This window comes from Pseudomonas sp. PvP025 (assembly GCF_017832155.1).
Taxonomy (GTDB): Bacteria; Pseudomonadota; Gammaproteobacteria; order Pseudomonadales; family Pseudomonadaceae; genus Aquipseudomonas.
The window spans coordinates 2,843,050-2,866,071 of the sequence record NZ_JAFIBJ010000001.1; the positions used below are offsets into that span (position 1 = coordinate 2,843,050).

Annotated in this window: 19 protein-coding genes; 12 read left to right on the top strand and 7 right to left on the bottom strand. The window is 62.4% G+C overall.

The features are described 5' to 3' along the window. Positions 1 to 170: 170 nt before the first annotated feature. From JOE32_RS12040 to JOE32_RS12055, 4 genes are all read left to right on the top strand, one after another. A complete protein-coding gene (locus JOE32_RS12040; protein WP_209984330.1) occupies positions 171 to 1,937 on the top strand; it encodes an ATP-binding protein in 1,767 nt (588 codons plus the stop codon). Beyond that, positions 1,931 to 3,256: a sigma-54 dependent transcriptional regulator gene (locus JOE32_RS12045; protein WP_209984333.1), complete on the top strand. Its 1,326-nt coding sequence runs from the start codon at positions 1,931 to 1,933 to the stop codon at positions 3,254 to 3,256. The genes JOE32_RS12040 and JOE32_RS12045 overlap by 7 nt, the downstream gene beginning before the upstream one ends. A 278-nt stretch (positions 3,257 to 3,534) precedes the next feature. Then, a complete protein-coding gene (locus JOE32_RS12050) occupies positions 3,535 to 4,848 on the top strand; it encodes an MFS transporter (protein WP_209984336.1) in 1,314 nt (437 codons plus the stop codon). Between the two features lie 152 nt (positions 4,849 to 5,000). Beyond that, entirely contained in the window at positions 5,001 to 5,633 is a 633-nt protein-coding gene (locus JOE32_RS12055) for a flavin reductase family protein (protein ID WP_209984340.1), read from the top strand. A 48-nt stretch (positions 5,634 to 5,681) separates the two neighbouring features. Here JOE32_RS12055 and JOE32_RS12060 read toward each other — a convergent pair whose 3' ends face one another. Both JOE32_RS12060 and JOE32_RS12065 read right to left on the bottom strand, forming a co-directional pair. Continuing rightward, positions 5,682 to 5,960, bottom strand: a complete 279-nt coding sequence (locus tag JOE32_RS12060; RefSeq protein ID WP_209984343.1) for a hypothetical protein — start codon at positions 5,958 to 5,960, stop codon at positions 5,682 to 5,684. An 8-nt stretch (positions 5,961 to 5,968) separates the two neighbouring features. Continuing rightward, entirely contained in the window at positions 5,969 to 6,310 is a 342-nt protein-coding gene (locus JOE32_RS12065; protein WP_209984345.1) for an antibiotic biosynthesis monooxygenase family protein, read from the bottom strand. Between the two features lie 327 nt (positions 6,311 to 6,637). Here JOE32_RS12065 and JOE32_RS12070 point away from each other — a divergent pair, with 327 nt between their 5' ends. Then, positions 6,638 to 7,567: an AraC family transcriptional regulator gene (locus tag JOE32_RS12070; RefSeq protein ID WP_209984348.1), complete on the top strand. Its 930-nt coding sequence runs from the start codon at positions 6,638 to 6,640 to the stop codon at positions 7,565 to 7,567. Between the two features lie 124 nt (positions 7,568 to 7,691). Here the strand turns inward: JOE32_RS12070 and JOE32_RS12075 are convergent, their stop codons facing one another. The 4 genes from JOE32_RS12075 to edd form a co-directional block, all read right to left on the bottom strand. After that, the gene (locus JOE32_RS12075) at positions 7,692 to 9,161 is read right to left on the bottom strand and encodes an ATP-binding protein (protein ID WP_209984351.1); all 1,470 of its coding nucleotides are present in this window, start codon (positions 9,159 to 9,161) and stop codon (positions 7,692 to 7,694) included. Further along, positions 9,151 to 9,885, bottom strand: coding sequence for a response regulator transcription factor (locus tag JOE32_RS12080; RefSeq protein WP_003237599.1), 735 nt, complete (start codon positions 9,883 to 9,885; stop codon positions 9,151 to 9,153). Before JOE32_RS12080 ends, JOE32_RS12075 begins: the two co-directional genes overlap by 11 nt. Positions 9,886 to 9,977: 92 nt before the next feature. Then, positions 9,978 to 10,934, bottom strand: coding sequence for a glucokinase (locus JOE32_RS12085; protein WP_209984354.1), 957 nt, complete (start codon positions 10,932 to 10,934; stop codon positions 9,978 to 9,980). After that, a complete protein-coding gene (gene edd / locus JOE32_RS12090) occupies positions 10,931 to 12,757 on the bottom strand; it encodes a phosphogluconate dehydratase (protein WP_057007204.1) in 1,827 nt (608 codons plus the stop codon). Before edd ends, JOE32_RS12085 begins: the two co-directional genes overlap by 4 nt. A gap of 220 nt (positions 12,758 to 12,977) precedes the next feature. On the opposite strand from edd, the gene gap reads away from it, so the two are divergent. From gap to JOE32_RS12125, 7 genes are all read left to right on the top strand, one after another. Further along, complete coding sequence (gap, locus tag JOE32_RS12095) at positions 12,978 to 13,979, top strand: type I glyceraldehyde-3-phosphate dehydrogenase (RefSeq protein WP_057007205.1); 1,002 nt, start codon at positions 12,978 to 12,980, stop codon at positions 13,977 to 13,979. A 422-nt stretch (positions 13,980 to 14,401) separates the two neighbouring features. Continuing rightward, positions 14,402 to 14,920: a sigma-70 family RNA polymerase sigma factor gene (locus JOE32_RS12100; RefSeq protein ID WP_209984357.1), complete on the top strand. Its 519-nt coding sequence runs from the start codon at positions 14,402 to 14,404 to the stop codon at positions 14,918 to 14,920. A gap of 74 nt (positions 14,921 to 14,994) precedes the next feature. Further along, positions 14,995 to 15,963, top strand: a complete 969-nt coding sequence (locus tag JOE32_RS12105; RefSeq protein ID WP_209984360.1) for a FecR domain-containing protein — start codon at positions 14,995 to 14,997, stop codon at positions 15,961 to 15,963. A 116-nt stretch (positions 15,964 to 16,079) separates the two neighbouring features. Next, positions 16,080 to 18,644 (top strand): TonB-dependent receptor, encoded by a 2,565-nt coding sequence (locus JOE32_RS12110; RefSeq protein ID WP_209984363.1) that lies wholly within the window; start codon positions 16,080 to 16,082, stop codon positions 18,642 to 18,644. Between the two features lie 137 nt (positions 18,645 to 18,781). Continuing rightward, positions 18,782 to 19,390 (top strand): biliverdin-producing heme oxygenase, encoded by a 609-nt coding sequence (locus tag JOE32_RS12115; RefSeq protein WP_209984366.1) that lies wholly within the window; start codon positions 18,782 to 18,784, stop codon positions 19,388 to 19,390. Between the two features lie 167 nt (positions 19,391 to 19,557). Continuing rightward, positions 19,558 to 19,971: a YbaN family protein gene (locus tag JOE32_RS12120; RefSeq protein WP_209984370.1), complete on the top strand. Its 414-nt coding sequence runs from the start codon at positions 19,558 to 19,560 to the stop codon at positions 19,969 to 19,971. A gap of 127 nt (positions 19,972 to 20,098) precedes the next feature. Beyond that, positions 20,099 to 22,237 carry a methyl-accepting chemotaxis protein gene (locus tag JOE32_RS12125; protein WP_209984373.1) on the top strand — a complete coding sequence of 713 codons (2,139 nt, stop codon included), beginning with the start codon at positions 20,099 to 20,101 and terminating at the stop codon, positions 22,235 to 22,237. Between the two features lie 167 nt (positions 22,238 to 22,404). Here JOE32_RS12125 and JOE32_RS12130 read toward each other — a convergent pair whose 3' ends face one another. Continuing rightward, entirely contained in the window at positions 22,405 to 22,968 is a 564-nt protein-coding gene (locus JOE32_RS12130) for an NAD(P)H nitroreductase (protein WP_209984376.1), read from the bottom strand. Positions 22,969 to 23,022 lie beyond the last annotated feature (54 nt).

A 23,022-nucleotide genomic window follows, 5' to 3' on the forward strand; every position in this document is an offset into this window, starting at 1 on the left:
TGCGGCCCAAAGCCCAGTCGCCTTTTTTATGGTGAAAATACAGTCAAATGTGGGAGCGGACTCAACTGAACGACATTGGGCAAGCCCCCCTCCCACACAAGCCCATTCGCCGCAGACTCAAGCAGCGCATGCTATGGTGCGCTCCCCCCACTGCGCCTGCTCATCACCGTATGATCGTGATCAACCGCCCCCTGCGCCTCACCTTCTACGCCCTGCTGATCATCGCCGGTGCGCTATTGGCCGCCGGCCTTGCCACACGTCAGGCCGAGCGCCAGGCGCTGGTGGAGGATGCCGCTCGCGCCAATCAGCAGCTCGCGTTGTACGCCAACTCGCTGCACACCCTGATCGAACGCTACCGCGCGCTGCCTGCCGTGCTGGCGCTGGACTCGGAAATGATCCGCGCCCTGAAGGGCCCGCTGGACGCCGCCACTCAGGATGTGCTCAATCGCAAGCTGCAACGCATCAACAGCGCCGCGCAGTCTTCCACCCTCGAATTGATGGACCGCACTGGCCTCGCGGTCGCAGCCAGTAACTGGAACCTGCCGAGCAGCTACGTGGGCCACAACTACGCATTTCGTCCCTATTTCAGCCAGACCCTGAGCCAGGGCACCGGGCGTTTTTATGCGGTGGGGGTAACGACCGGCATACCGGGTTACTTTCTCTCCAGCGCGGTGCTCGACGAGAACGAACAGTTCCTCGGCGCCATGGTGGTGAAACTGGAATTCCCCGAACTTGAACGCGAGTGGGCCCAGGGCAACGACCTGCTGCTGGTCAGCGATGCGCGGGGCATTGTGTTTATCGCCAATCAGCCGGGCTGGCGTTATCGCAATCTGCGGCCGTTGTCCGACAGCGACCAGGCCGAACTCAAAGCCACGCGCCAGTACGACAAGAAATACCTGCAAGCGCTGGACACCAGCACCCTGCAACGCTTCGGCGAAAACAGCCACCTGATGCGCGTCAACGGTCCTGACGGCAATGCCAATTACATCTGGGAATCCATGCCGCTCAAAGCCGAGGGCTGGACCCTGCACCTGCTGCGCAAGCCGCAGTCCGCCTTCGAAGACCAGCGCAACGCGGGCCTGGCCGCCGCCGGGTCCTGGCTGGCGCTGGTGTTCCTGGTGCTGTTCCTCAGCCAGCGCTGGCGCCTGGCCCGTCTGCGCCAGCGCAGTCGCGAAGAGCTTGAACAACTGGTCGATGAACGCACCCAGGCGCTGCGCACTGCCCAGGACGGCCTGGTGCAATCGGCCAAGCTGGCGGCGCTGGGGCAGATGTCGGCCGCCCTTGCCCATGAAATCAATCAGCCTCTGACCGCCCAGCGCATGCAATTGGCGACGCTGCGCCTGCTGCTGGACCACGGCCGCGTGGATGACGCCTACCAGGCGCTCACGCCGTTGGACGAAATGCTCACGCGCATGGCCGCCCTCACCGGCCACCTCAAGACGTTCGCCCGCAAGAGCCCCAGTGGACTGCGCGAACGGCTCGACCTGGCCACGGTGGTCGACCAGTCCCTGCACTTGCTCGACGCGCGCCTGCGTGATGAAGCCATCGGCGTGAGGCTGGACCTGACTCGCCCGGCCTGGGTGCGCGGCGACGCAATCCGCCTGGAACAGGTGCTGATCAACCTGCTGCGCAACGCCCTCGACGCCATGGCCGACACGCCGCGCAAACGTCTGGAAATACGCCTGCAAGCCGATGAGCAATGCTGGCAACTGACTGTCAGCGACAGCGGCGGCGGGATTGCCGAAGAGCATCTGCCCTGCGTGTTCGACCCGTTCTTTACCACCAAGCCGGTGGGCGACGGACTCGGCTTGGGGCTGGCGGTATCCTACGCTATCGTGCACGAACTGGGCGGGCGCCTGAGCGCCGGTAACCGTGGCGATGGCGCGGTATTCACCCTAACCCTGCCCGTCGCGCTGGAGACGCCAGACCTATGTTGAACGCAGTAATGGTGGTCGATGACGAAGCCGGCATTCGCACGGCCGTCGAGCAATGGTTGAGCCTGTCCGGATTTGACGTGCAGTTGTTCAGCCGTGCCGACGAGTGCCTGGCGCAACTGCCCAGGGATTTCCCCGGAGTCATTCTGAGCGACGTGCGCATGCCGGGTTTGAGTGGCCTGGAGCTGCTGGCCGAAGTGCAACGCCGCGATGCCGGCTTGCCAGTGATCCTGCTCACCGGCCATGGCGATGTGCCGATGGCGGTCGAAGCCATGCGCGACGGCGCCTACGACTTCCTGGAAAAACCATTCAGCCCGCAGGACCTGCTCAACAGTCTGCGCCGTGCGCTGGACAAACGCGGGCTGGTGCTGGAGAACCGTCGCCTGCATCAGCAGGCCGATCATCGCGCGCAGTTGGAAACCAGCCTGCTGGGCGTGTCCAAAGGCCTGCAAACATTGCGCCGCCAGGTGCTGGACCTGGCGAGCCTGCCGGTCAATGTGCTGATTCGCGGCGAGACCGGCAGCGGCAAGGAGTTGGTCGCGCGCTGCCTGCATGATTTCGGGCCGCGGGCGAAGAAGCCGTTCGTGGCGCTCAATTGCGCGGCGATCCCCGAGCCGTTGTTTGAAGCCGAACTGTTCGGCCACGAAAGCGGCGCCTTCACGGGTGCTCAGGGCAAGCGCATCGGCAAGCTCGAGTACGCCCACGGCGGCACAGTGTTCCTGGATGAAATCGAAAGCATGCCCCTGGCCCAGCAAGTGAAATTGCTGCGGGTGCTGCAGGAGCAGACACTGGAGCGCCTGGGTTCCAACCAAAGCATCCAGGTGGACCTGCGCATCATCGCCGCCACCAAGCCGGACCTGCTCGAAGAGGCCCGCGCTGGACGCTTTCGTGAAGACCTGGCGTATCGATTGAACGTCGTCCAACTGCGCCTGCCGCCGCTGCGCGAACGTCGCGAAGACATTCCACTGCTGTACGAGCACTTTGCACAAAGCGCCGCCGAACGCCTTGGCCGCAACGTCGAGCCGTTGAGCGGGCCGCAGTTGGGCCGCCTGCTCAGCCACGACTGGCCGGGCAATGTGCGGGAGCTGGCCAACGCCGCCGAGCGTCAGGTGCTGGGGCTGGGCGAGCCAGAACCGGAGGGGATTGAGGTCGGGCAATCGCTGGCGGCGCAGCAGGAGGCGTTTGAGGCCCATTGCCTGAAAGCTGCGTTGAGCCGACATAACGGCGATATCAGAGCGGTACTGGCGGAGCTGCAACTGCCGCGTCGGACCCTGAATGAAAAGATGCAGCGCCATGGGTTGGTGCGCGAGATATTTCTGTAGGTCGATATCGGCGTCGCCTGCCAAGCCGCCATCGCGGGCAAGCCCGTCTCCCACAGGGGAATGCATTGCAAGGGTGGGCGCTGGCTTGCCTGCGATGACGCCAGCAGCCATCAGCGGATTTTCGCTCATCACCGCAAAACCATCAGCGACTTTCCGCTCAAAAAAATCTTGTAGCCCTTCTATCGCGGGCCTTCATCTGTTTGGCACAGCTCCTGCTACAGCCGAACCACGCTGCGTTCGCGCCGCGCCATAAAAACAACTAGATGAAGGATCCTTAGATGGATAACTCCAACTCCCTGCCTCTGGGCTCGGCGGCTGCGCCGGCACGCACCACCTCCAGCCGTATCAAGTCGATCTTCAGCGGATCGGTCGGCAATATGGTCGAGTGGTACGACTGGTATGTCTATGCTGCTTTCTCGCTGTACTTCGCCAAGACCTTCTTCCCCAAAGGCGACACCAACGCCCAACTGCTCAACACGGCCGCGATCTTCGCCGTAGGCTTCCTGATGCGCCCGATCGGCGGTTGGCTGATGGGCCTTTATGCCGATAAGGTCGGGCGTAAAAAAGCCCTGATGGCCTCGGTCTACTTGATGTGCTTTGGCTCATTGCTGATTGCTCTCAGCCCGGGCTATGAAATCATTGGTATCGGTGCACCCATCCTGCTGGTATTTGCCCGTTTGCTGCAGGGGCTGTCAGTTGGCGGCGAATACGGCACGTCCGCCACCTACCTCAGCGAAATGGCGACCAAGGAACGTCGTGGTTTCTACTCCAGCTTCCAGTACGTGACCCTGATCTCCGGCCAGCTCATCGCGCTGGCGGTGCTGATCGTACTGCAACAACTGCTCACCACCGAGCAACTGTACGCCTGGGGCTGGCGTATCCCGTTCGCCATCGGCGCCCTGTGCGCAGTGGTCGCGCTGTACCTGCGGCGCGGCATGGAAGAAACCGAGTCGTTCATCAAGAAGGAAAAAGCCAGGGAAAGCGCCATGCGCACCTTGATGCGCCACCCCAGGGAACTGATGACCGTGGTCGGCCTGACCATGGGCGGTACACTGGCCTTCTACACCTACACCACCTACATGCAGAAATACCTGGTGAACACGGTAGGGATGAGTATTTCCGACTCCACTACCATTTCGGCGGCGACGCTGTTTCTGTTCATGTGCCTGCAACCCCTCGTCGGCGGCCTGTCGGACAAGGTCGGTCGGCGGCCGATCCTGATCGCCTTCGGCATTCTCGGCACCCTCTTCACTGTGCCAATCCTGACCACCCTGCACACCATCCAGAGCTGGTGGGGCGCGTTCTTCCTGATCATGGCGGCGCTCGTCATTGTCAGCGGCTATACCTCGATCAACGCGGTGGTCAAAGCCGAGCTGTTCCCGACCCAAATCCGCGCACTGGGCGTGGGCCTGCCCTACGCACTGACCGTGTCGATTTTCGGCGGCACCGCCGAATACATCGCGCTGTGGTTCAAGAGCATTGGCATGGAGACGGGTTACTACTGGTATGTGACCGCGTGTATCGCGGTGTCGCTGGTGGTTTATGTGACCATGAAAGACACCCGTGAGCACTCGCGCATTACCACGGACTAAACAGCCGATGCGGTAAAAACTGTGGGAGCGGGCTTGCTCGCGAAGGCGGTCAGTCAGTTACCGAATCTGGTGACTGGCACTGCGCATTCGCGAGCAAGCCCGCTCCCACATTGGTTATGATGCGTGCCCCAGAACCGAGTATGGAACAGGCCATGTCTGAAGATATCCATTTCTACGAACCCGCCAACGGCCACGGCTTGCCCCATGATCCTTTCAACGCGATTGTCGGCCCGCGCCCGATTGGCTGGATCTCTTCCCACGACCGCGAGGGTCGCCTGAATCTGGCGCCCTACAGCTTTTTCAACGCGTTCAACTACATTCCGCCGATCATCGGGTTTTCCAGTGTCGGACGCAAAGACAGCCTGAACAACATCGAACAGACCGGCGAGTTTGTGTGGAACCTGGCCACCCGCCCGCTGGCCGAGCAGATGAACCAGAGTTGCGCGGCCGTCGCGCCGCAAGTGGATGAATTCGAACTGTCCGGCCTGACGCCGGTGGCCTCGAAAATCGTCGGTGTGCCACGGGTGGGCGAAAGCCCGGTGTCATTCGAGTGCAAAGTGACGCAGATCATCCAGTTGCAGCGCGCTGACAAAGCGTTGGTGCCAAGCTGGCTGGTGCTGGGCGAAGTGGTGGCGGTGCACATTGCCAAGTGGCTGCTCAAGGACGGCATCTACGATACCGCCGCCGCCGAGCCGATCCTGCGTGGCGGCGGTCCGGCAGATTACTTCCAGCTGGGCCCGGAGGCGCTGTTCAAGATGTACCGCCCAGGCGCCGGCAAACCCTGATTGCAATGCAGCCACAAGTGGGAGGGGCGCAAGTCCCTTCCCACAGGTTCAGTTATTGGCGGGCTCCCAGTTCAGCACGCCCTCTTCGTCGACATCGATCAATCGCTCGAGCTGCACGGCGGCCGCGTCATCCGCGTCGGACGCCGTCTTGAACCGCTGCCCGTCAAGGATCTTGTGAAACTGCGGTGCGCCCATGCCATCCAGTGCCTTGACGGCAACGGCGGCGCTGTAGCCTCCTTCACCCGGTACTACGGCGGAAACGGCTTCGTGATGGGCAAATTGTTTGCGTGCCATGTTGCAGGTCCTGGCCAATTGAAAGTCGGCCATTCTAAACCCTAACCGGCCAGTTGCAGGTACTCGCCATAGCCGTTGATGGCAGAGGCATCGGTGAACGTCTGGAAGTCGATGCTGCGCACCACCATGTCGTTCAACAGCTCGGTGAAGATCATCAGCGCCGGCGAATTGAAGTAGGTACTCATCGCCTGCTCGCTGCTCCAGAAGCCCGAAATCAGCCATACATCGGGATCGGTGTGGGAATGCTGCAACGAAAATTGCAGGCAACCCTGAGCCTGACGGCCCGGTTCGATCAAACTGCTCAAGCGTGCACCGAGTTCGGTGCTGCACCCGCTACGGGCACGGATAAAGGCCATATGGCTCGCGGGAATGGGGGTGGACATGTTCGACTCTCCCGTTGAGAAGTGATGCTCGGCAAGCACTGAGGGGGCGCGTTGCCACAGGATCAACGATAAGGCCACCGCTGGACACGCGGTTAGTCGAATCCTGCAGGCTTATTGCACAATCCTGCGAAAAGCGTAGGCAGGACGTTTGCCGCCCACTGTTTATTCCAGACGCTGCTCAGTATTTGCGGACGATGACAGCCCTCGTCATTGCCTGATTCACGCCTATTCGCAGGATCAGGCAATGATTGTGCAGGATCGACGTAACACGCTTTGAAAATCCGCCGCTAAGCTCAGTCCATCAAAGCAACACGCAGAGGACGTTCCATGTCGTTGCCCGACCCCAAGCTTCTTCCCCTCGATGCCGAGATGGAAAAACAGCGCGCTGAACTCGCCGGCATCGTGCAACGCCATACCTGGGAAGAAGGTTCCTACGGCACGGCGATTACCTCGCTGTACCTGAACCGTCAAAATACGCCGCGCGACTTCATGCCGGTACTGGTGGAGCCTGCCCTGTGCATCCTCGCCAGCGGCAGCAAGGAAGTGCGCCTGGCCGACGAAATCTTCGCCTACGACCCGCTCAACTACCTGGTGTTTTCGGTAGCGATGCCGGTGGCAGGAAGGGTCATCGATGCCACGCCGCAAGATCCCAACCTGTCGGTGCGCATCAATATCGACCCGGCGCAACTGACGGCCCTGATTGCAGAAGCGGGTCCGATGGGTGTGCCTTCGCGGCCGACGTCGCGCGGGATGTACGTCGACCGCATCGACCACTCGCTGCTCGATGCGGTGCTGCGCCTGACGCGGCTGCTGGATACCCCAAAGGATATCGCGATGCTCGCGCCGCTGATCAACCGCGAGATTCTCTATCGCCTGCTGCGTGGGCCGCAGGGTTATCGACTGTATGAAATTGCCGTGGCCAACAGTCAGAGTCATCGCGTCAGCCAGGCGATCACCTGGCTGAACGGCAATTATGAGCAACCGCTGCGCATCGATGACCTGGCCAGGGAGGTGAACCTCAGCGTCTCGACCTTACACCACCGCTTCAAGGCGATCACCGCCATGAGCCCGCTGCAATACCAGAAGCAACTGCGCCTGCAGGAAGCGCGCCGGTTGATGATTGCCGAAGGGCTGGAAGCATCGGCGGCCGGGTATCGGGTGGGGTATGAAAGCCCGTCGCAGTTCAGCCGGGAATACAGCCGGTTGTTTGGTGCACCGCCCCTGAGAGACCTGGCCCGGCTGCGCCAAAGCATCTGACCGAATGAAGACAAAAATGTGGGAGGGGGCTTGCTCCCGATGGCGGTGGGTCAGAAACAGATAACCTGACTGACACACCGCCATCGGGAGCAAGTCCCCTCCCACAGTTGAAACATGTTGCTCTTCAGTCCAGCGTTCGGGGCAGCTGTAACGTGACCCGCAACCCACCCTCGCGCAGATTCTGCAAACTCACTTCCCCGCCATGACTATGGGCAATGTTGCGCGCAATCCCCAGCCCCAGCCCATAACCCTGCTGGTGCCCGGCGAGGCGGAAGTGCGGCTCGAACACCTGTTCCAGACGCTGCTCCGGCACGCCGGGCCCTTCATCATCCACGTGCAGAATGAACTGCGCGCCATCGTCCTCGATGTGCAAATGGGCGTTCTGCCCATACTTCAAGGCGTTGTCGATCAGGTTGCCGATGCAGCGCTTGAGCGCCAGCGGCTTGCCCGCATAGGCCGCCTGGGCATATCCGTTCAGCGTCACGCGACCATTGCCGTTGGGCGCCAGATAAGGCTCCACCAGGCATTCGAGCACGTGGTTGAGGTCTACCGGCTGGATGTTTTCGTGGATATCGGTGTCTTTCACGCATTGCAGCGCGCCCTTCACCAGCAGTTCCAGCTCGTCCAGGTCCCGGCCGAACTTGGCTTGCAGGTTTTCGTCTTCGAGCAATTCCACGCGCAGGCGCAGGCGGGTGATCGGCGTGCGCAGGTCGTGGGAAATCGCGCTGAATAACTGGCTGCGCTCGGTCAGGTAGCGGCTGATGCGTTCGCGCATGGCATTGAAGGCGCGCCCCACTTCCACCACTTCACTGCCACCGCCCTCGGCCACCGGCTCCACGTCGGCGCCCAGGGACATGTCCCGCGCCGCCCGTGCCAGGCGTTTGAGCGGGCGACTCTGCCAATGCACCAGCAAGCCGATGAACAGCAGCAGCAAACCGCTGGTCAGCACGATAAACCACACCTGCTGCGATGGCAGGCTTTGTTCTTCAAGGCTCGTGTAGGGCTCGGGCAGCAGCGAGGCGATGTACAGCCATTCGCCGGGGGCGAGCTGGATCTGGGTGACCAGCACCGGCGGGTTCACCGGCTCCAGGGTCAGCGCGTAATGCGCCCAGGAGCGCGGCAGCTCATCGAGCTTGAGGCCGGCATTGAAGATGCGCAGGTCTTCGGCGCTGACGAACTCCACCGAGATCAGCACATCGCCGCCCAGGGTCTGGCGCAGCACCTCGTCGACCGCCTGCAGCACCGCCTGCTTGCGCGGGGTCTGTGGCAGCACCGCCATGTCCAGCGGACGATCATTGAGGGTCACGACAAACCGCGTGCCGCCCATGCTGCGCAATTGGTCCAGCACCAACGGGCGATAGGCCACCGGCAGCGAGCGGAAATAGCTCACGCTGGCGGTCATCGAGTGCGCCAGGCTGCGCGCGCTGGTGACCAGGCCTTCAAGTTGAGTGGCGCGCAGTTGCGACACCCAGATCACGCTGGACAGCGCCTGGGCAAACAGCACCACCAGCAAGGTCAGCAGGAGCATGCGCCCCAGCAGCGAGCGCGGTACCGGAATGCGGCGCCGGCGTTCGGCTACCGGCTCAATGGGCATTGCCGGCAACCACGCTGGCTGCCAGTTGGTAACCGCTGCCGCGTACGGTACGGATCAGCCTCGGCGGTTTTTCGGTGTCGCGCAGGCGTTGGCGCAGGCGGCTGACGGCCATGTCGACGATCCGGTCCAGGGGCATCAGGTCACGGCCACGGGTGGCGTTGCCGATGGTGTCGCGGTCGAGGATCTGTTGCGGGTGATCCAGAAACAATTTGAGCAGGGCAAAATCGGCGCCGGACAGAATCACCTCTTCACCGTCCACGTGAAACAGCCGGTGGCTGATCATGTCCAGGCGCCATTCATCGAACACCAGCACATCCGCCGTGCCGCTGCGCTCCTGGCCGAACTGGCAGCGCCGCAACAGCGCCTTGATCCGGGCCTGCAACTCTCGAGGGCTGAAGGGCTTACCGATGTAGTCATCGGCGCCCAGTTCCAGGCCGATCACGCGGTCGGCTTCGTCGGAGCTGGCAGTGAGCATGATGATCGGCACCTGCGCCTGACGCGGATGCTGGCGAATCCAGCGGCACAGACTGAAGCCGTCCTCGTCCGGCAGCATCACATCGAGAATGACCAGATCGCACGGCGCCTCGTTCATCGCCTGACGGAACCCCGCGCCGTCGGGCACGCCACGCACCTGGAAGCCGGCGCGACTGAGGTAGGTTTGCAGCAATTCGCGGATTTCCTGGTCGTCGTCGACGAGGAGAATGGATTTACTGATTACGCTCACGGGGGGCCTCCTGGATGGTGGGGACAAGCTTAAAGCATCTGGCGCCCTTTAGGCCGTCATCGCAGGCAAGCCTGCGATGAGGCCATCAGCCCCTACGCAAAAGCCTGTTCAAGCGCGACGCCCGCACCCGTCAAGCCGGAATACGGCGCCGTCACCAACCACACAGGAATGCCGTTGAAGTAGTCGCTCATGCAGCCCTTGTCGCTGAAACTCTTGGCAAAACCACTGTTGATGAAGAAGTCGGCAAACCTGGGGATCACGCCGCCCACGATATACACGCCGCCGCGCCCGCCAGTGGTGAGCACGTTGTTGCCGGCAACCCGGCCCAGCCAGATGCTGAACTGATCCAACACCTCCGTCGCCACCGGGTCGCCGGCCAGGCCGGCCGCCGTGATGGCTTCAGGCGTGTCCAGCACCGGCACATGCCCATCCACCGCACAGATCGCCCGGTACAGACGCGGCAGTCCGCCACCGCTCAATGCGGTTTCGGCGCTGACGTGGCCGATTTCGCCGTGAATGTGCTGCCACAGTTGGGTTTCGCGCACGCTGCTCAGGGGCAGGTCGACGTGGCCGCCCTCCCCCGGCAATGCGGCAAACCGGCCTGCACCAAGGTCCAGCAACGTACCGACGCCCAGCCCCGTGCCCGGCCCGATCACCACGGCCGGGCGCAACGGCTCCGGCGTGCCTTCGCAGACCACGCGAAACTCATCCGGCTGCAGGCGGGTCATGCCCAGGGCCATGGCCGAAAAATCATTCACCAGCAGCAGCTCATCCACCTGCAACGTCTGGCAGAACGCCGTCTTGCTCAGGCGCCAGTGGTTGTTGGTGAACCTGAATTCATCCCCGCTCACCGGCCCGGCCACCGACAGGCACACCGCGCCGATGTCCCCGATTTCCAGGCCTTCTTCTTTGAGATAAACCTTGATCGCCTCTTCCGGGCTCTGGTGATCCGCCGTGGCGTGCACCCGGATCGAATGCAGCGCCTGATCGCGCCACAACGCAAAACGGGCATTGGTGCCCCCGATATCACCGACCAGCGCTAACTTCACTTAAGCGTCTCCAAGGCAGAGGTAAAGGCGCTGGCGCCCTGCTCTGCGGAGCTTGCGGCCAAGCGCATGAATGCAAACAGCTCGCGCCCCGCCCCCACGTTATTGCCCAACAGTCCCGTGGCAGGTGTGCGTGCTGCAAACTCTTCGGCGTCCACCTTAAGCTCCAGGGTGCCGGTAACGCCATCCACGCGAATGATATCGCCATCGCGCACGCGCGCCAGCGGCCCGCCGCTCTGGGCTTCGGGGTTCACATGGATCGCGGCAGGAATCTTACCCGACGCGCCGGACATGCGCCCATCGGTAACCAACGCCACTTTGAAACCGCGGTCCTGCAATACGCCGAGAAACGGCGTCATCTTGTGCAGTTCGGGCATGCCATTGGAGCGCGGGCCCTGGAAACGCATCACGGCGACGAAGTCTTTTTCCAGTTGGCCGGCCTTGAAGGCATCGGCCAGGTCCTGCTGGTCCTGGAACACCACAGCCGGGGCTTCGACTACCTGGTGCTCCGGCGCCACCGCGGACACTTTCATCACGCCACGACCGAGGTTGCCTTCCATCACGCGCAAGCCGCCTTCGGGCGAGAACGCACGGGCGACGGGACGCAGGATGGTTTCGTCGAGGCTTTCGATGGGGCCGTCGCGCCAGATCAGCTCGCCGTCGACCAGGAACGGCTCCTGGGTGTAACGGCTCAGCCCCTTGCCGGCCACGGTGTTGACGTCTTCGTGCAGCAGCCCGGCTTCAAGCAGTTCGCGGATCAGGAAGGACATGCCGCCCGCCGCCTGGAAGTGGTTGATGTCGGCCTTGCCGTTGGGGTAGACGTGGGACAGGGTCGGCACCACTTCGGAGAGGTCGGCCATGTCCTGCCAGGTGAGGATGATGCCCGCCGACATGGCGATGGCCGGCATGTGCAGGGTGTGGTTGGTGGAACCGCCGGTGGCGTTGAGGGCAACGATGGAATTGACGATGGATTTTTCGTCGACGATCTCGCCGATAGGCGTGAAGTTGCCGTTGGCCTTGGTCAGGCGGGTGACCTGGTGCGCCGCTTCGCGGGTCAGCGCGTCACGCAGCGGCGTGTACGGATTGACGAACGAGGCGCCCGGCAGGTGCAGGCCCATCACTTCCATCAGCAGCTGATTGGTGTTGGCAGTGCCGTAGAAGGTGCAGGTGCCGGGACTGTGGTAGGACTTCATCTCCGATTCCAGCAGCTCTTCGCGGCTGGCCTTGCCTTCGGCGTAGCGCTGGCGCACATCGGCTTTCTGCTTGTTGGAGATGCCCGACGGCATCGGGCCGCCCGGGACGAAAACCATCGGCAGGTGGCCGTAACGCAGCGCGCCCATCATCAGGCCCGGCACGATCTTGTCGCAGATACCCAGCATCAGCGCCGCGTCGAACATGTTGTGGGACAGCGCCACCGCCGTGGACATCGCGATCACTTCGCGGCTGAGCAGGCTCAGCTCCATGCCGGGCTCGCCCTGGGTGACGCCGTCGCACATCGCCGGGGTGCCGCCGGCGAACTGGCCGACCGAGCCGACTTCGCGCAGGGCTGTCTTGATCTGTTCCGGAAAGTGTTCGTAGGGCTGATGCGCCGAGAGCATGTCGTTATATGAAGAAACAATTGCCACGTTGGCGGCATTCATCATGCGCAGACTATTTTTATCTTCAGTGCCGCAACCGGCCACGCCGTGGGCGAAGTTGGCGCATTGCAGCTTGCCGCGCATCGGACCGTCGCTGGCTGCGCCGCGAATGAGCGCAAGGTAGGCCTCACGGGTGGCGCGGCTGCGGGCGATAAGCCGTTCGGTGACCTCAAGGACGCGGGGATGCATGTGTAGAACTCCAGGCTAACGGATGTGGCGACCTGAGTGTCTATGCTGATCAAACGCCCGCGCGCATGGGATGGCAGGGTGTCGTTTGGATCATCGGACCAGTTGATTCAGGTCACTCGTTGTAGATTGAACAAAATATTGCCACTAAAAAGGCTTGTTTTCTATTTTTATGCGAATAATCTTGTAATTCTTACAACAAATCGACGACAGGCACCTTCCAATGACTCTTCGTATCGCAATCAATGGTTTTGGCCGTATCGGCCGTAATGTCCTGCGCGCACTGTATACCCAAGGCTACCGCCAGGATTTGCAGATCGTCGCCATCAACGATCTGGGCGACAGTTCGATCAACGCCCACCTGCTCAAATTCGACACCGTACACGGCACTTTCGACGCAGAGGTCGCCCACGATCAGGAAAGCCTGACCGTCAATGGTGACCGGATTGCCGTCAGCGCCATCCGCAACCCGGCCGACCTGCCATGGGCCGCGCACAAGATCGACGTGGTGTTCGAATGCACCGGTCTGTTCACCGAGCGTGACAAGGCTGCCGCCCATATTACCGCCGGCGCGCGCAAGGTGATCATCTCCGCGCCGGCCAAGGGCGCGGACGCCACCGTGGTCTACGGCGTAAACCATGACATTTTGCGTCAGTCCCACCAGATCATTTCAAACGCCTCGTGCACCACCAACTGCCTGGCGCCGGTGGCCCAGGTGCTGCACCGCGAACTGGGCATCGAAAGCGGCCTGATGACCACGATTCACGCCTACACCAACGACCAGAACCTCACCGACGTCTACCACACCGACCCGTACCGCGCGCGTTCGGCCACGCAGAACATGATCCCGAGCAAGACCGGCGCGGCCGAAGCGGTGGGCCTGGTGCTGCCGGAACTGGCGGGCAAATTGACCGGCATGGCGGTGCGGGTCCCGGTGATCAACGTGTCGCTGGTCGACCTCACCGTGCAACTGAAGAAAGAGGCCACGGCTGACGAGGTCAACGCACTGCTCAAGGAAGCCAGCCAGCACTCGAAGATCCTCGGCTACAACACCCTGCCGCTGGTTTCCAGTGACTTCAACCATAATCCGCTGTCGTCGATCTTCGACGCCAACCACACCAAGGCCAGCGGCAAGCTGCTCAAAGTGCTGGCCTGGTACGACAACGAGTGGGGCTTCTCCAACCGCATGCTGGATAACTGCCTGGCGCTGTGCAACGCCGAGTAAGCAGGCAACAGAGGTCCCTGTGGGAGCTGGCTTGTCTGCGATAGCATCACCTCGGTCGAACTGAAATACCGAGGTGCCTGCATCGCGGGCAAGCCCTAATGCCGTTCAGTTAAGGAAAATGTGTGGGCTTATTGTGGCGAGCGGGCTTGCCCCGCGTTGGGGTGCGAAGCGCCCCCAATCAAGAAACCCTCGGTATACCTGATACTACGCGGAGGCTGGCTTTGGGGCTGCTGCGCAGCCCAACGCAGGACAAGCCTGCTCGCCACAGGGAATCTGCGCTTAACTGAACGGCATTAGGGCAAGCCCGGCAGCCACAAAAGCCCCCTCCCACATTTGATCGGTACCGGCTCACAGCAATAGCCACTTGCCATTTCCGTTGTTGATAAGCATTATCATTTGCTTGCAACCGGCCTGGTATCCCTGTGAGCCAATCTCGCTTCAACCATGTCTTTCTCACCCAACGGGTGATTCTGCTACGCACCTTGCAGCGGATGGTGAATAACCACAGCACCGCCGAGGACCTGTTGCAGGAAACCTACCTGCGCGTCACACGGGCCCTGAGCGAGCGGCCGATCGATCACCTCGAACCCTTCGTCTACCAGACGGCGCGCAACCTGGCGCTGGACCATCTGCGCGCGCGCCGAATTCAGGCCCGCACGTTGCAGGAAGACGTGCCACTGGATGTGCTGCAAAGCGTCGCATCCCCTGTCAGCACGCCCGAAGACGCCACCCAGGCCGAGCAACTGCTGGAGCATCTGAGCGTCAGCCTCGGTCAGTTGAGCGCACGCCAACAGCAGATCTTCATCCTCAGCCGCCTGCACGGCTGCAGTTACCAGGAGATTGCCGATCAATTGGACGTGTCCTTGAGCACCGTGCAAAAGGAACTGAAGCTGATCATGGCCATCTGTGTAGGTGTGGCCCAGAGGCTGGATCAGCCGTAAGCTACATCCGACAGAACTGTCGAACCGGCCTGCAGGAACAATGACTAGAACGTGGCGAAGACCCGAGGCACACCGTGACCGACCCGAATAACCTGCGCCCCCATGAGCTGGCTCATGAGGTGTTGCAAGACGCGGCTATGGACCAGGCGCTCGACTGGCTGATCGCGCTGCAGTGCCCGCAACCGGAGCAGCAGGCTGCGTTCGAGGCCTGGCTGGCCAGCGACCCGGCGCACGCCCTCGCCTTCGCCAACGCCCAGGCAGCCTGGGGCGGCGCGCCGGTGCACAGTGCCGCAATCGCCCTGGCAGCGCCGCGCAAACCGGGCGTCTGGCGCCGTATCAAGCCACACTGGAAACCCCTGGCCACCGCCGCCGTGCTGGTGCTGGGGCTGCTGAGCTTCAGCAACCTGCCCGCGCGCTTGCAGGCTGACCACCTCACCGTGGTGGGTGAGCGCCAGCGCCTGCAACTGGACGACGGCTCCACAGTGCTGCTCAACACCAACTCGGCGTTCTCCAGCAGCATCAAGGACCACCAGCGCGTTGCCCGCCTGTATCAAGGTGAGGCTTTTTTCGAGGTCATGCCCAGTCGCGGCCTGCCCCTGGAAGTCGATGCCGGCCCGGTGCGGGCCAGCGTGCGCGACACCGCCTTCGCCGTGCGCTACCTCAACGGCGAAGCGCAGGTGCAGGTGCAGCGCGGCGATGTCGACCTGCGCAACACCTTCGACAATGCCCGCGTGCGCCTGAGCGCCGGCGAAAGCATCCGCATCGGTCCCAAGGGATTTGGCCCGCCTGCCCGACTGGATCCGGCCAAGGACCTGGCCTGGGTACAGGGCCGGCTGGTGTTCGAAAACTGCCCGATGAGCGAAGTGCTCGCCGAACTGCGCCGCTATTACCCTGGCTGGATCGTCAACACCAACGACAAACTCGCCAGCGTCGCCGTCACCGGCAATTATCGCCTCGACCAGCCGCTGGACGTGGTGCGCTCCCTGGCTCATATCACGTCGGCCAGGCTCGCGGAATTCCCGGCGCTGGTCATCCTCAACTAAATGAGAATTATTTTTACTCGATGTTAACCGGCGATACGTCTCGTTATAGCCAATGCAACTGATTCCTATTTGGAGCGGTTCGCAACTATAAGATTCGTACCTCCGGAGTGTTCACGATGTCCTCTTGTTTCAACCGTCGGTCTTCCTCGCCCGTATTATCCCTGCTGACTGCCGCTCTCCTGCTGGCCGGTGCGCCGGTGATGGACGCTGCGGCTGCCGAGCCGACCCCGCGCAGCCATGGCAATTACGCGTTCAGCATTGAACAGCAGCCACTGGTCTCGGCGCTCAATGCCTTTACCGCCGTGACCGGCTGGCAAGTAGGCCTGCCGGCCGAGCTGGGCCAGGGTGTGTCATCGCCAGGTGTGCGCGGCGCACTGCCACCCGAGAGAGCGCTGGATCGGCTGTTGGTGGGGACCAACCTGAGCTACCGCAAACTGGGCAATAACAACATCGTGCTGGAAAAACGCGCCGTCGGCGGCACCGTCAACCTGCAACAGGTGACCATCAGCGCCACCCGTACCGAGCAGGCGGTGGACAGCGTACCGAGCACCGTCACCGTGCATGAGCGCCAGGAACTGGACCGCCAGAACGTGAACACCCTTCGCGAACTGGTGCGCTACGAACCCGGCGTATCGGTGGGCGGCGCAGGTACTCGCTCCGGTAACGGGGGGTATAACATTCGCGGGATCGACGGCAACCGCATCCTCACCCAGGTCGATGGCGTCGAAGTGCCGGACAACTTCTTCAACGGCCCCTACGCCAAGACGCGCCGCAACTACGTCGATCCGGAAATCGTCAAGCGCGTGGAAATCCTCCGTGGCCCGGCCTCGGCCCTTTACGGCAGCAGCGCCATCGGCGGCGCCGTGAGTTATTTCACCCTCGACCCGGACGACATCATCAAACCGGGCCAGGACGTCGGCGCCCGCCTGAAAACCGGCTATAGCTCCGCCGACGACAGCTGGCTGACCTCCGGCACCGTCGCTGGCCGCGTACAGGACATCGACGGCCTGCTGCACCTGAGCCAACGCAGGGGTCATGAAACCCAGTCCTACGACGGCAACAACGCCACCGGCCTGGCCCGCACCGGCGCCAACCCGGAGGATGCGCGCACCACCAACGTACTGGCCAAACTGGGCTGGAACTACGGGGACGACAACCGCCTGGGCCTGACCTACGAAAAGTACAAGGATGATCGCGACGTCAACCTGAAAAACGCGGTGGGCGGCCCGTTCATTGGCGGCCGCGGCTTCAACCTCTACCGCGACCGGCGCGGCAACGACACCATCACCCGGGAACGTTTCGGCCTGGAAAACACCTTCTCCCTCGAGTCGCCGATAGCCGACCGCATCAAGACCAGCCTCAATTACCAGATCGCCAAGACCGACCAGACCACCGCCGAGATCTATCAGTCGGGCCGCCGCGTTCTGCGCACCCGCGACACGCTGTACGAAGAAAAACAATGGGTATTCGATGCACAACTGGACAAGGCCTTCAGCCTCGGCGATACCGATCACCAGGTGACTTACGGCACCACGCTCAAACAGCAGAAAGTCACCGGTTCGCGCGAAGGCGCCGCCACGTGCCTGGCGGTTGGCAGTGGCTGCACCGCCATCGGTGCACCGAGCCCGCAAGCCGGCGACAGCGTGAAGAAATCCAGTGACTTCCCGGACCCGACCATCAACACCTATTCGCTGTTCGCCCAGGACCAGATCACCTGGGACAAATGGACCTTCCTGCCCGCCGTGCGCTACGACTACACCCAGCTCAAGCCGAAACTGACCCAGGCGTTTCTCAACACCGTAAACCCCACGGGTGCGGCTTCGGTCAGCGACAAGGACAAGACCTGGCACCGCGTGACGCCCAAGTTTGGTCTGACCTACGCCCTTACCGATCAATACACCTGGTTCGGCCAATACGCCGAAGGTTTCCGCACGCCCTCCGCCAAGTCGCTGTACGGCCGCTTCGAAAACCTCAACCTGGGTTACACCGTCGAACCCAACCCCGACCTCAAGCCGGAAACCAGCAAAGGGATCGAGACCGGGATTCGCGGCGCATTCGACGCAGGCTCCTTCGAGATCGCGGTGTTCTACAACAAGTACCGCAACTTCATCGACGAAGACAACGCCGTGGTCGGCGGCACCGTGGAGCAGTTCCAGGCCATCAACATCAAGCGCGCCACCGTCAGGGGCGCCGAAGCCAAGGGCCGCCTCAACCTGGATACCTTCGGCGCGCCGCAGGGTCTCTACACCCAGGGCGCGGTGTCCTATGCCTACGGTCGTAACGATGAGAACGGCGAACCGCTCAACAGCGTCAACCCGCTCAAGGGCGTGTTCGGCCTGGGCTACGACCAGGACAACTACGGCGGCCTGCTGAGCTGGACACTGGTGAAAAAGCAGCATCGCGTCGACAGCAGCACCTTCCACGCACCGGACGGCGACACCAGCGGCCCGTTCAAGACACCGGGCTTTGGCATCCTCGACCTGAGCGCGTACTACAAAGTCAGCCAGGACGTGACCATCAACGGTGGCCTCTACAACCTCACCGACAAAAAATACTGGAACTGGGATGACGTGCGCAGCTACGACAGCGTCGGCGAAGCGGCAGTGACAGGCCCGGCCAACCTCGACCGCCTGACCCAGCCCGGCCGCAACGTTGCGATCAAACTGATCTGGGACATCTGACGACATCAGCCTCACCTCGCCGCGATTGTTCAGCGCCGGGGTGAGGATTTTTTACTGTGCCGCGTCTTCTTGTTCGTCTAGTTGATAACCGCTCTCTTCAGGGCAACCAGGCGCTACCCTTCTCAAGGACTTTTTCGATGACCGCTTCCCCTACTGCAGAACGCCCGAGCCTGCGCTCCCAGCGCCTGAACCAGATCACCCACGCGCCACACACCCGGCTCGACGCCCTGGTCAAGGCCCACGCGCCGTTCGACACGCGGGCCAACTTCGCCCGTTTCGTGGTGGCGCAGTACCTGTTTCAGTCGGAACTGGTGGCGCTGTACAACGATGCCGAGCTGATCGACATCATCCCCGACCTCGCCGAACGCTGCCGCGCCGACGCCGCCCGGCTCGACCTGGGTGACCTCGACACCGAAGTGCCGACACCGGTCGCCGGCGCCGTGCAGAACCCGAGCAGGGCCGAAGCCCTGGGCTGGCTGTTTGTGTCCGAGGGTTCCAAGCTCGGCGCCGCGTTCCTGATCAAGCGCGCCGTGGGCCTTGGCCTGAGCGAAACCTTCGGTGCCCGCCACCTGGGCGAGCCGGCCGGTGGTCGCGCCGAAGGCTGGAAGCGCTTCACCCGCACCCTCGATGCCCTCGAGTTCAGCGCCGAAGAAGAAGCCGCCGTGGAAAAAGGCGCGATTGACGCGTTTGTACGCTTCACCGTGCTGCTCGAACAGGCGTACGCTAGCGCCCCCGAACTGGCCTGATACCTGAATTGGAATGCGATCAAATGTGGGAGCTGACTTGCCCGCGAAGACGTCGGCCCAGCAAGCATTGATGTTGACTGACCCACGGTTTTCGCGGGCAAGCCCGCTCCCACAGGGGGTTCGCATTTCAAACTGATTTTTTGCTTTATTTTATATTGCGCACAGACATGACCGGCAAACCCCACTCCACCTCAAAAATCGCACAGCTCCTGTTCGGGCTGCTGGCCTACGTCAGCCTGGGCATCGGCCTGGTGGCGATTGTAATCCCGGGGTTGCCCACCACCGAATTCATCCTGCTGGCCGCCTGGGCCGCCACCAAAAGCTCGCCGCGCCTCAGCGCCTGGCTGGAAAACCACCGCCTGTTCGGGCCCATCCTGTTCAACTGGCGCAACGGCAAAATCATCGCGCGCCGGGCCAAGGTCAGCGCCACCGTCAGCATGCTGGTGTGCGCCCTGCTGATGCTGGTGATGCTTGATCACGGCTGGCCGATCTACCTGGCAATTGCCGGCATGGGCCTGGGCAACCTGTGGATCTGGTCGCGCCCGGAACGGCTCGCAGCCCGCACCCAACGTGGTATGTAGTCTTTTTCCTACCGCTCATCGCCTTGCTCTCACGAATTGATTCATGACGCCGATGTTTCAGGCATAGCGCCGAATGGACTTGGCTCGTCCTGTTTGCACTCAACTTTGTCCTTTCGCGAGTTAACCCATGCTCAACACTCTTTCAATTCGCCTGAAAATTGTGCTGCTGTCCGGCCTCTGCCTGTTGGGGGTGATTGCGCTGATCGTCAGCATCAACCTGCGCGAGACCGACAAGAACGATCAACTGACCAGCGACTCAAGCTCGCGCATGCTCACCAGCAACGTGCAGAAACTGCTGCAGGCCAACGCTGCTGAACAAGCTCTGCAGTTGCAGAAAACCTTCGGCGACAACCTCACCGCCGCGACCGCCCTCGTCGACCAGGTCAAGGACCTGCGCAACCTCGCCGCCAAACGCGGGCTGGAACCTGCTGCGCTGCGCGAGGAGCTCAACCAGAGCCTGAAAACTGCCTTCGAGCGCAACAGCAAAGTGCTGGGCATGTGGCTATCGTTCGAGCCCAATGGGCTGGACGGCAAAGACAGCGAATTCGTCGGCGACAAGGCCCGCGTGTCCAATGAGTCAGGACGCTTCGCCAGCTACTGGAGCCGCGCCGGCGGCACAGACGTGAACACCATCATGATCGAGGAGGATCTGAACAAGACCGCCCTCAACCTCAGCGGCACGCCCTACAACATTTGGTACACCTGCTCACGCGATACCCGCAACACCTGCCTGCTGGACCCTTACGAAGACACCGTCGCCGGCAAGACGGTGCTGATGACCACCCTGTCGCAGCCATTGATCGTGGACGGCAAGGTGATCGGCGTGGTCGGTGTCGACATCGCCCTCGGTGCCCTGCAAGTGGCCACCGAGGAGGCGCAGAAAAATCTCTTCGACGGTGCCGCGCACCTTGAGGTGATCTCCAGCACCGGCCTGATTGCGGCCTACAGCGGCGAACCGGGCAAAGTCGGCAAGAACCTGGCGCAAATCATGGGCGCCGAAGGCAAGGAAGTCGTGCAACTGCTGGCCGCTGACAGCCACGTCAACCGCGAACAGGGCGACACGATCCGTGCGGTCTACCCGTTCAAGCCGATTGCCGATGCCAAGGCCTGGGGCGTGGTGGTCAAGCTGCCCAAGCACGTGATGCTGGCTGATTCGACCAAGCTGCAAGGGGTCATTGATGAGGCCCAGGCCGCCAGTGCGCTGTTGTCCATCGGCGTGGGTGTCGGCGCGGGGCTGCTCGGATTGCTGCTGATCTGGCTGACCGCCACCGGCGTCACCCGGCCGATCAACAGCGTGGCCGCCATGCTCAAGGACATCGCCAGCGGCGACGGCGACCTCACCCAGCGCCTGACGTACACCCGCAAAGACGAATTGGGCGAACTGGTGAACTGGTTCAACCGCTTCCTCGACAAGCTGCAACCGACCATCGCGCAGATCAAGCAAAGCATCACCGAAGCGCGAGGCACGGCCGATCAGTCATCGGCCATCGCACGCCAGACCAGCGAAGGCATGCAGGTGCAGTTCCGCGAAATCGACCAGGTGGCCACCGCGTCCAATGAAATGAGCGCCACCGCCCACGACGTGGCCAACAGCGCGTCCAGTGCCGCCAGCGCGGCGCGCGGCGCGGACCAGTCGGCGCGTGAAGGCATGTCGATCATCGAGCAAAGCACCCGTGACATCACCACTCTGGCCGACGAAGTGAGCAAGGCCGTGAGCGAAGTCGAGGCTCTGGCGGTCAACAGCGAGCAGATCGGTTCGGTACTGGAAGTGATCCGCAGCATCGCCGAGCAAACCAACCTGCTGGCCCTGAACGCGGCCATCGAAGCGGCTCGCGCCGGCGAAAGCGGTCGTGGTTTTGCGGTGGTGGCCGACGAAGTGCGCAACCTGGCCAAGCGCACCCAGGACTCGGTGGAAGAAATTCGCCTGGTGATCGAACGCATCCAGAGCGGCACCCGCGGGGTGGTGGCGACCATGCACTCCAGCCAGCAGCAGGCCCAGAGCAATGCCGGGCAAATCCATCAGGCGGTCGCGGCGCTGGGCAAGATCAGCGAAGCAGTGACGGTGATCAGCGACATGAACCTGCAAATCGCCAGCGCCGCCGAAGAACAGAGCGCAGTGGCCGAAGAGGTCAACCGCAACGTATCGGCGATTCGCACCGTGACCGAGACCCTGACCGGCCAGGCCACCGAGTCGGCGGCCATCAGCAGCCAACTGAATGCCCTGGCCAGCCAGCAGATAAAGTTGATGGATCAGTTCAAGGTGTAGAGCTGGCCCCCTCCCACATTTGGATCTCCATTTGCCTGATGGAGATCACACTGTTTTTGATCTCCGGCGCCCCGTCAACCTTGCTGGCCGGCGTGCGCGCACACCGAGCATTAGCGAGGCGCCGGAACCAATCTCAGCCTTCACCGCAGCAACCGATGTGCCCCCTGTCAAACGCCGGACCACCCCTGCACAAACGCCGCCACATCCTCCTTGGGCGCACTACGCGGCGGATTCTGCGGCGTCCCCAAATACAGAAAACCAATCACCTCTTCCCCCTCCACCAGCCCCAACCCCTTGGCCACATGCGGCGAATACGACAATTCCCCGGTACGCCACACCGCACCAATCCCCTGCGCATAAGCCGCCAGCAAAATGCTATGGGCCGCACAGGCTGCTGCCAGCAGCTGTTCGGATTTGGGCACCTTGAAATGCGCCTGCAGGCGAGCAATCACCACCACCACCAACGGCGCACGCAGGGGGCCGTTCCGAGCCTTGTCGATGGCCGCTTGCGGCGTCTCGGCATCATTGAGCAGCGCCGCTTCGGCCAGCAAGGTGCCCATCTGCTCACGGGCAGCGCCTTCCACCGTGAGGAAGCGCCACGGCCGCAATTGGCCGTGGTCAGGCGCGCGCATGGCGGCGGCGAACAGCACATCGCGCTGCTCCTGGGTCGGTGCCGGCTCCAGCAGACGCGGCACGGAAACACGATTGAGCAAAGCGTCGAGAGCCTGCATGGGCCACCTCCAGAAAAAAATGTGGGGTCATTCTAGCGGGAATGAAACGCGATG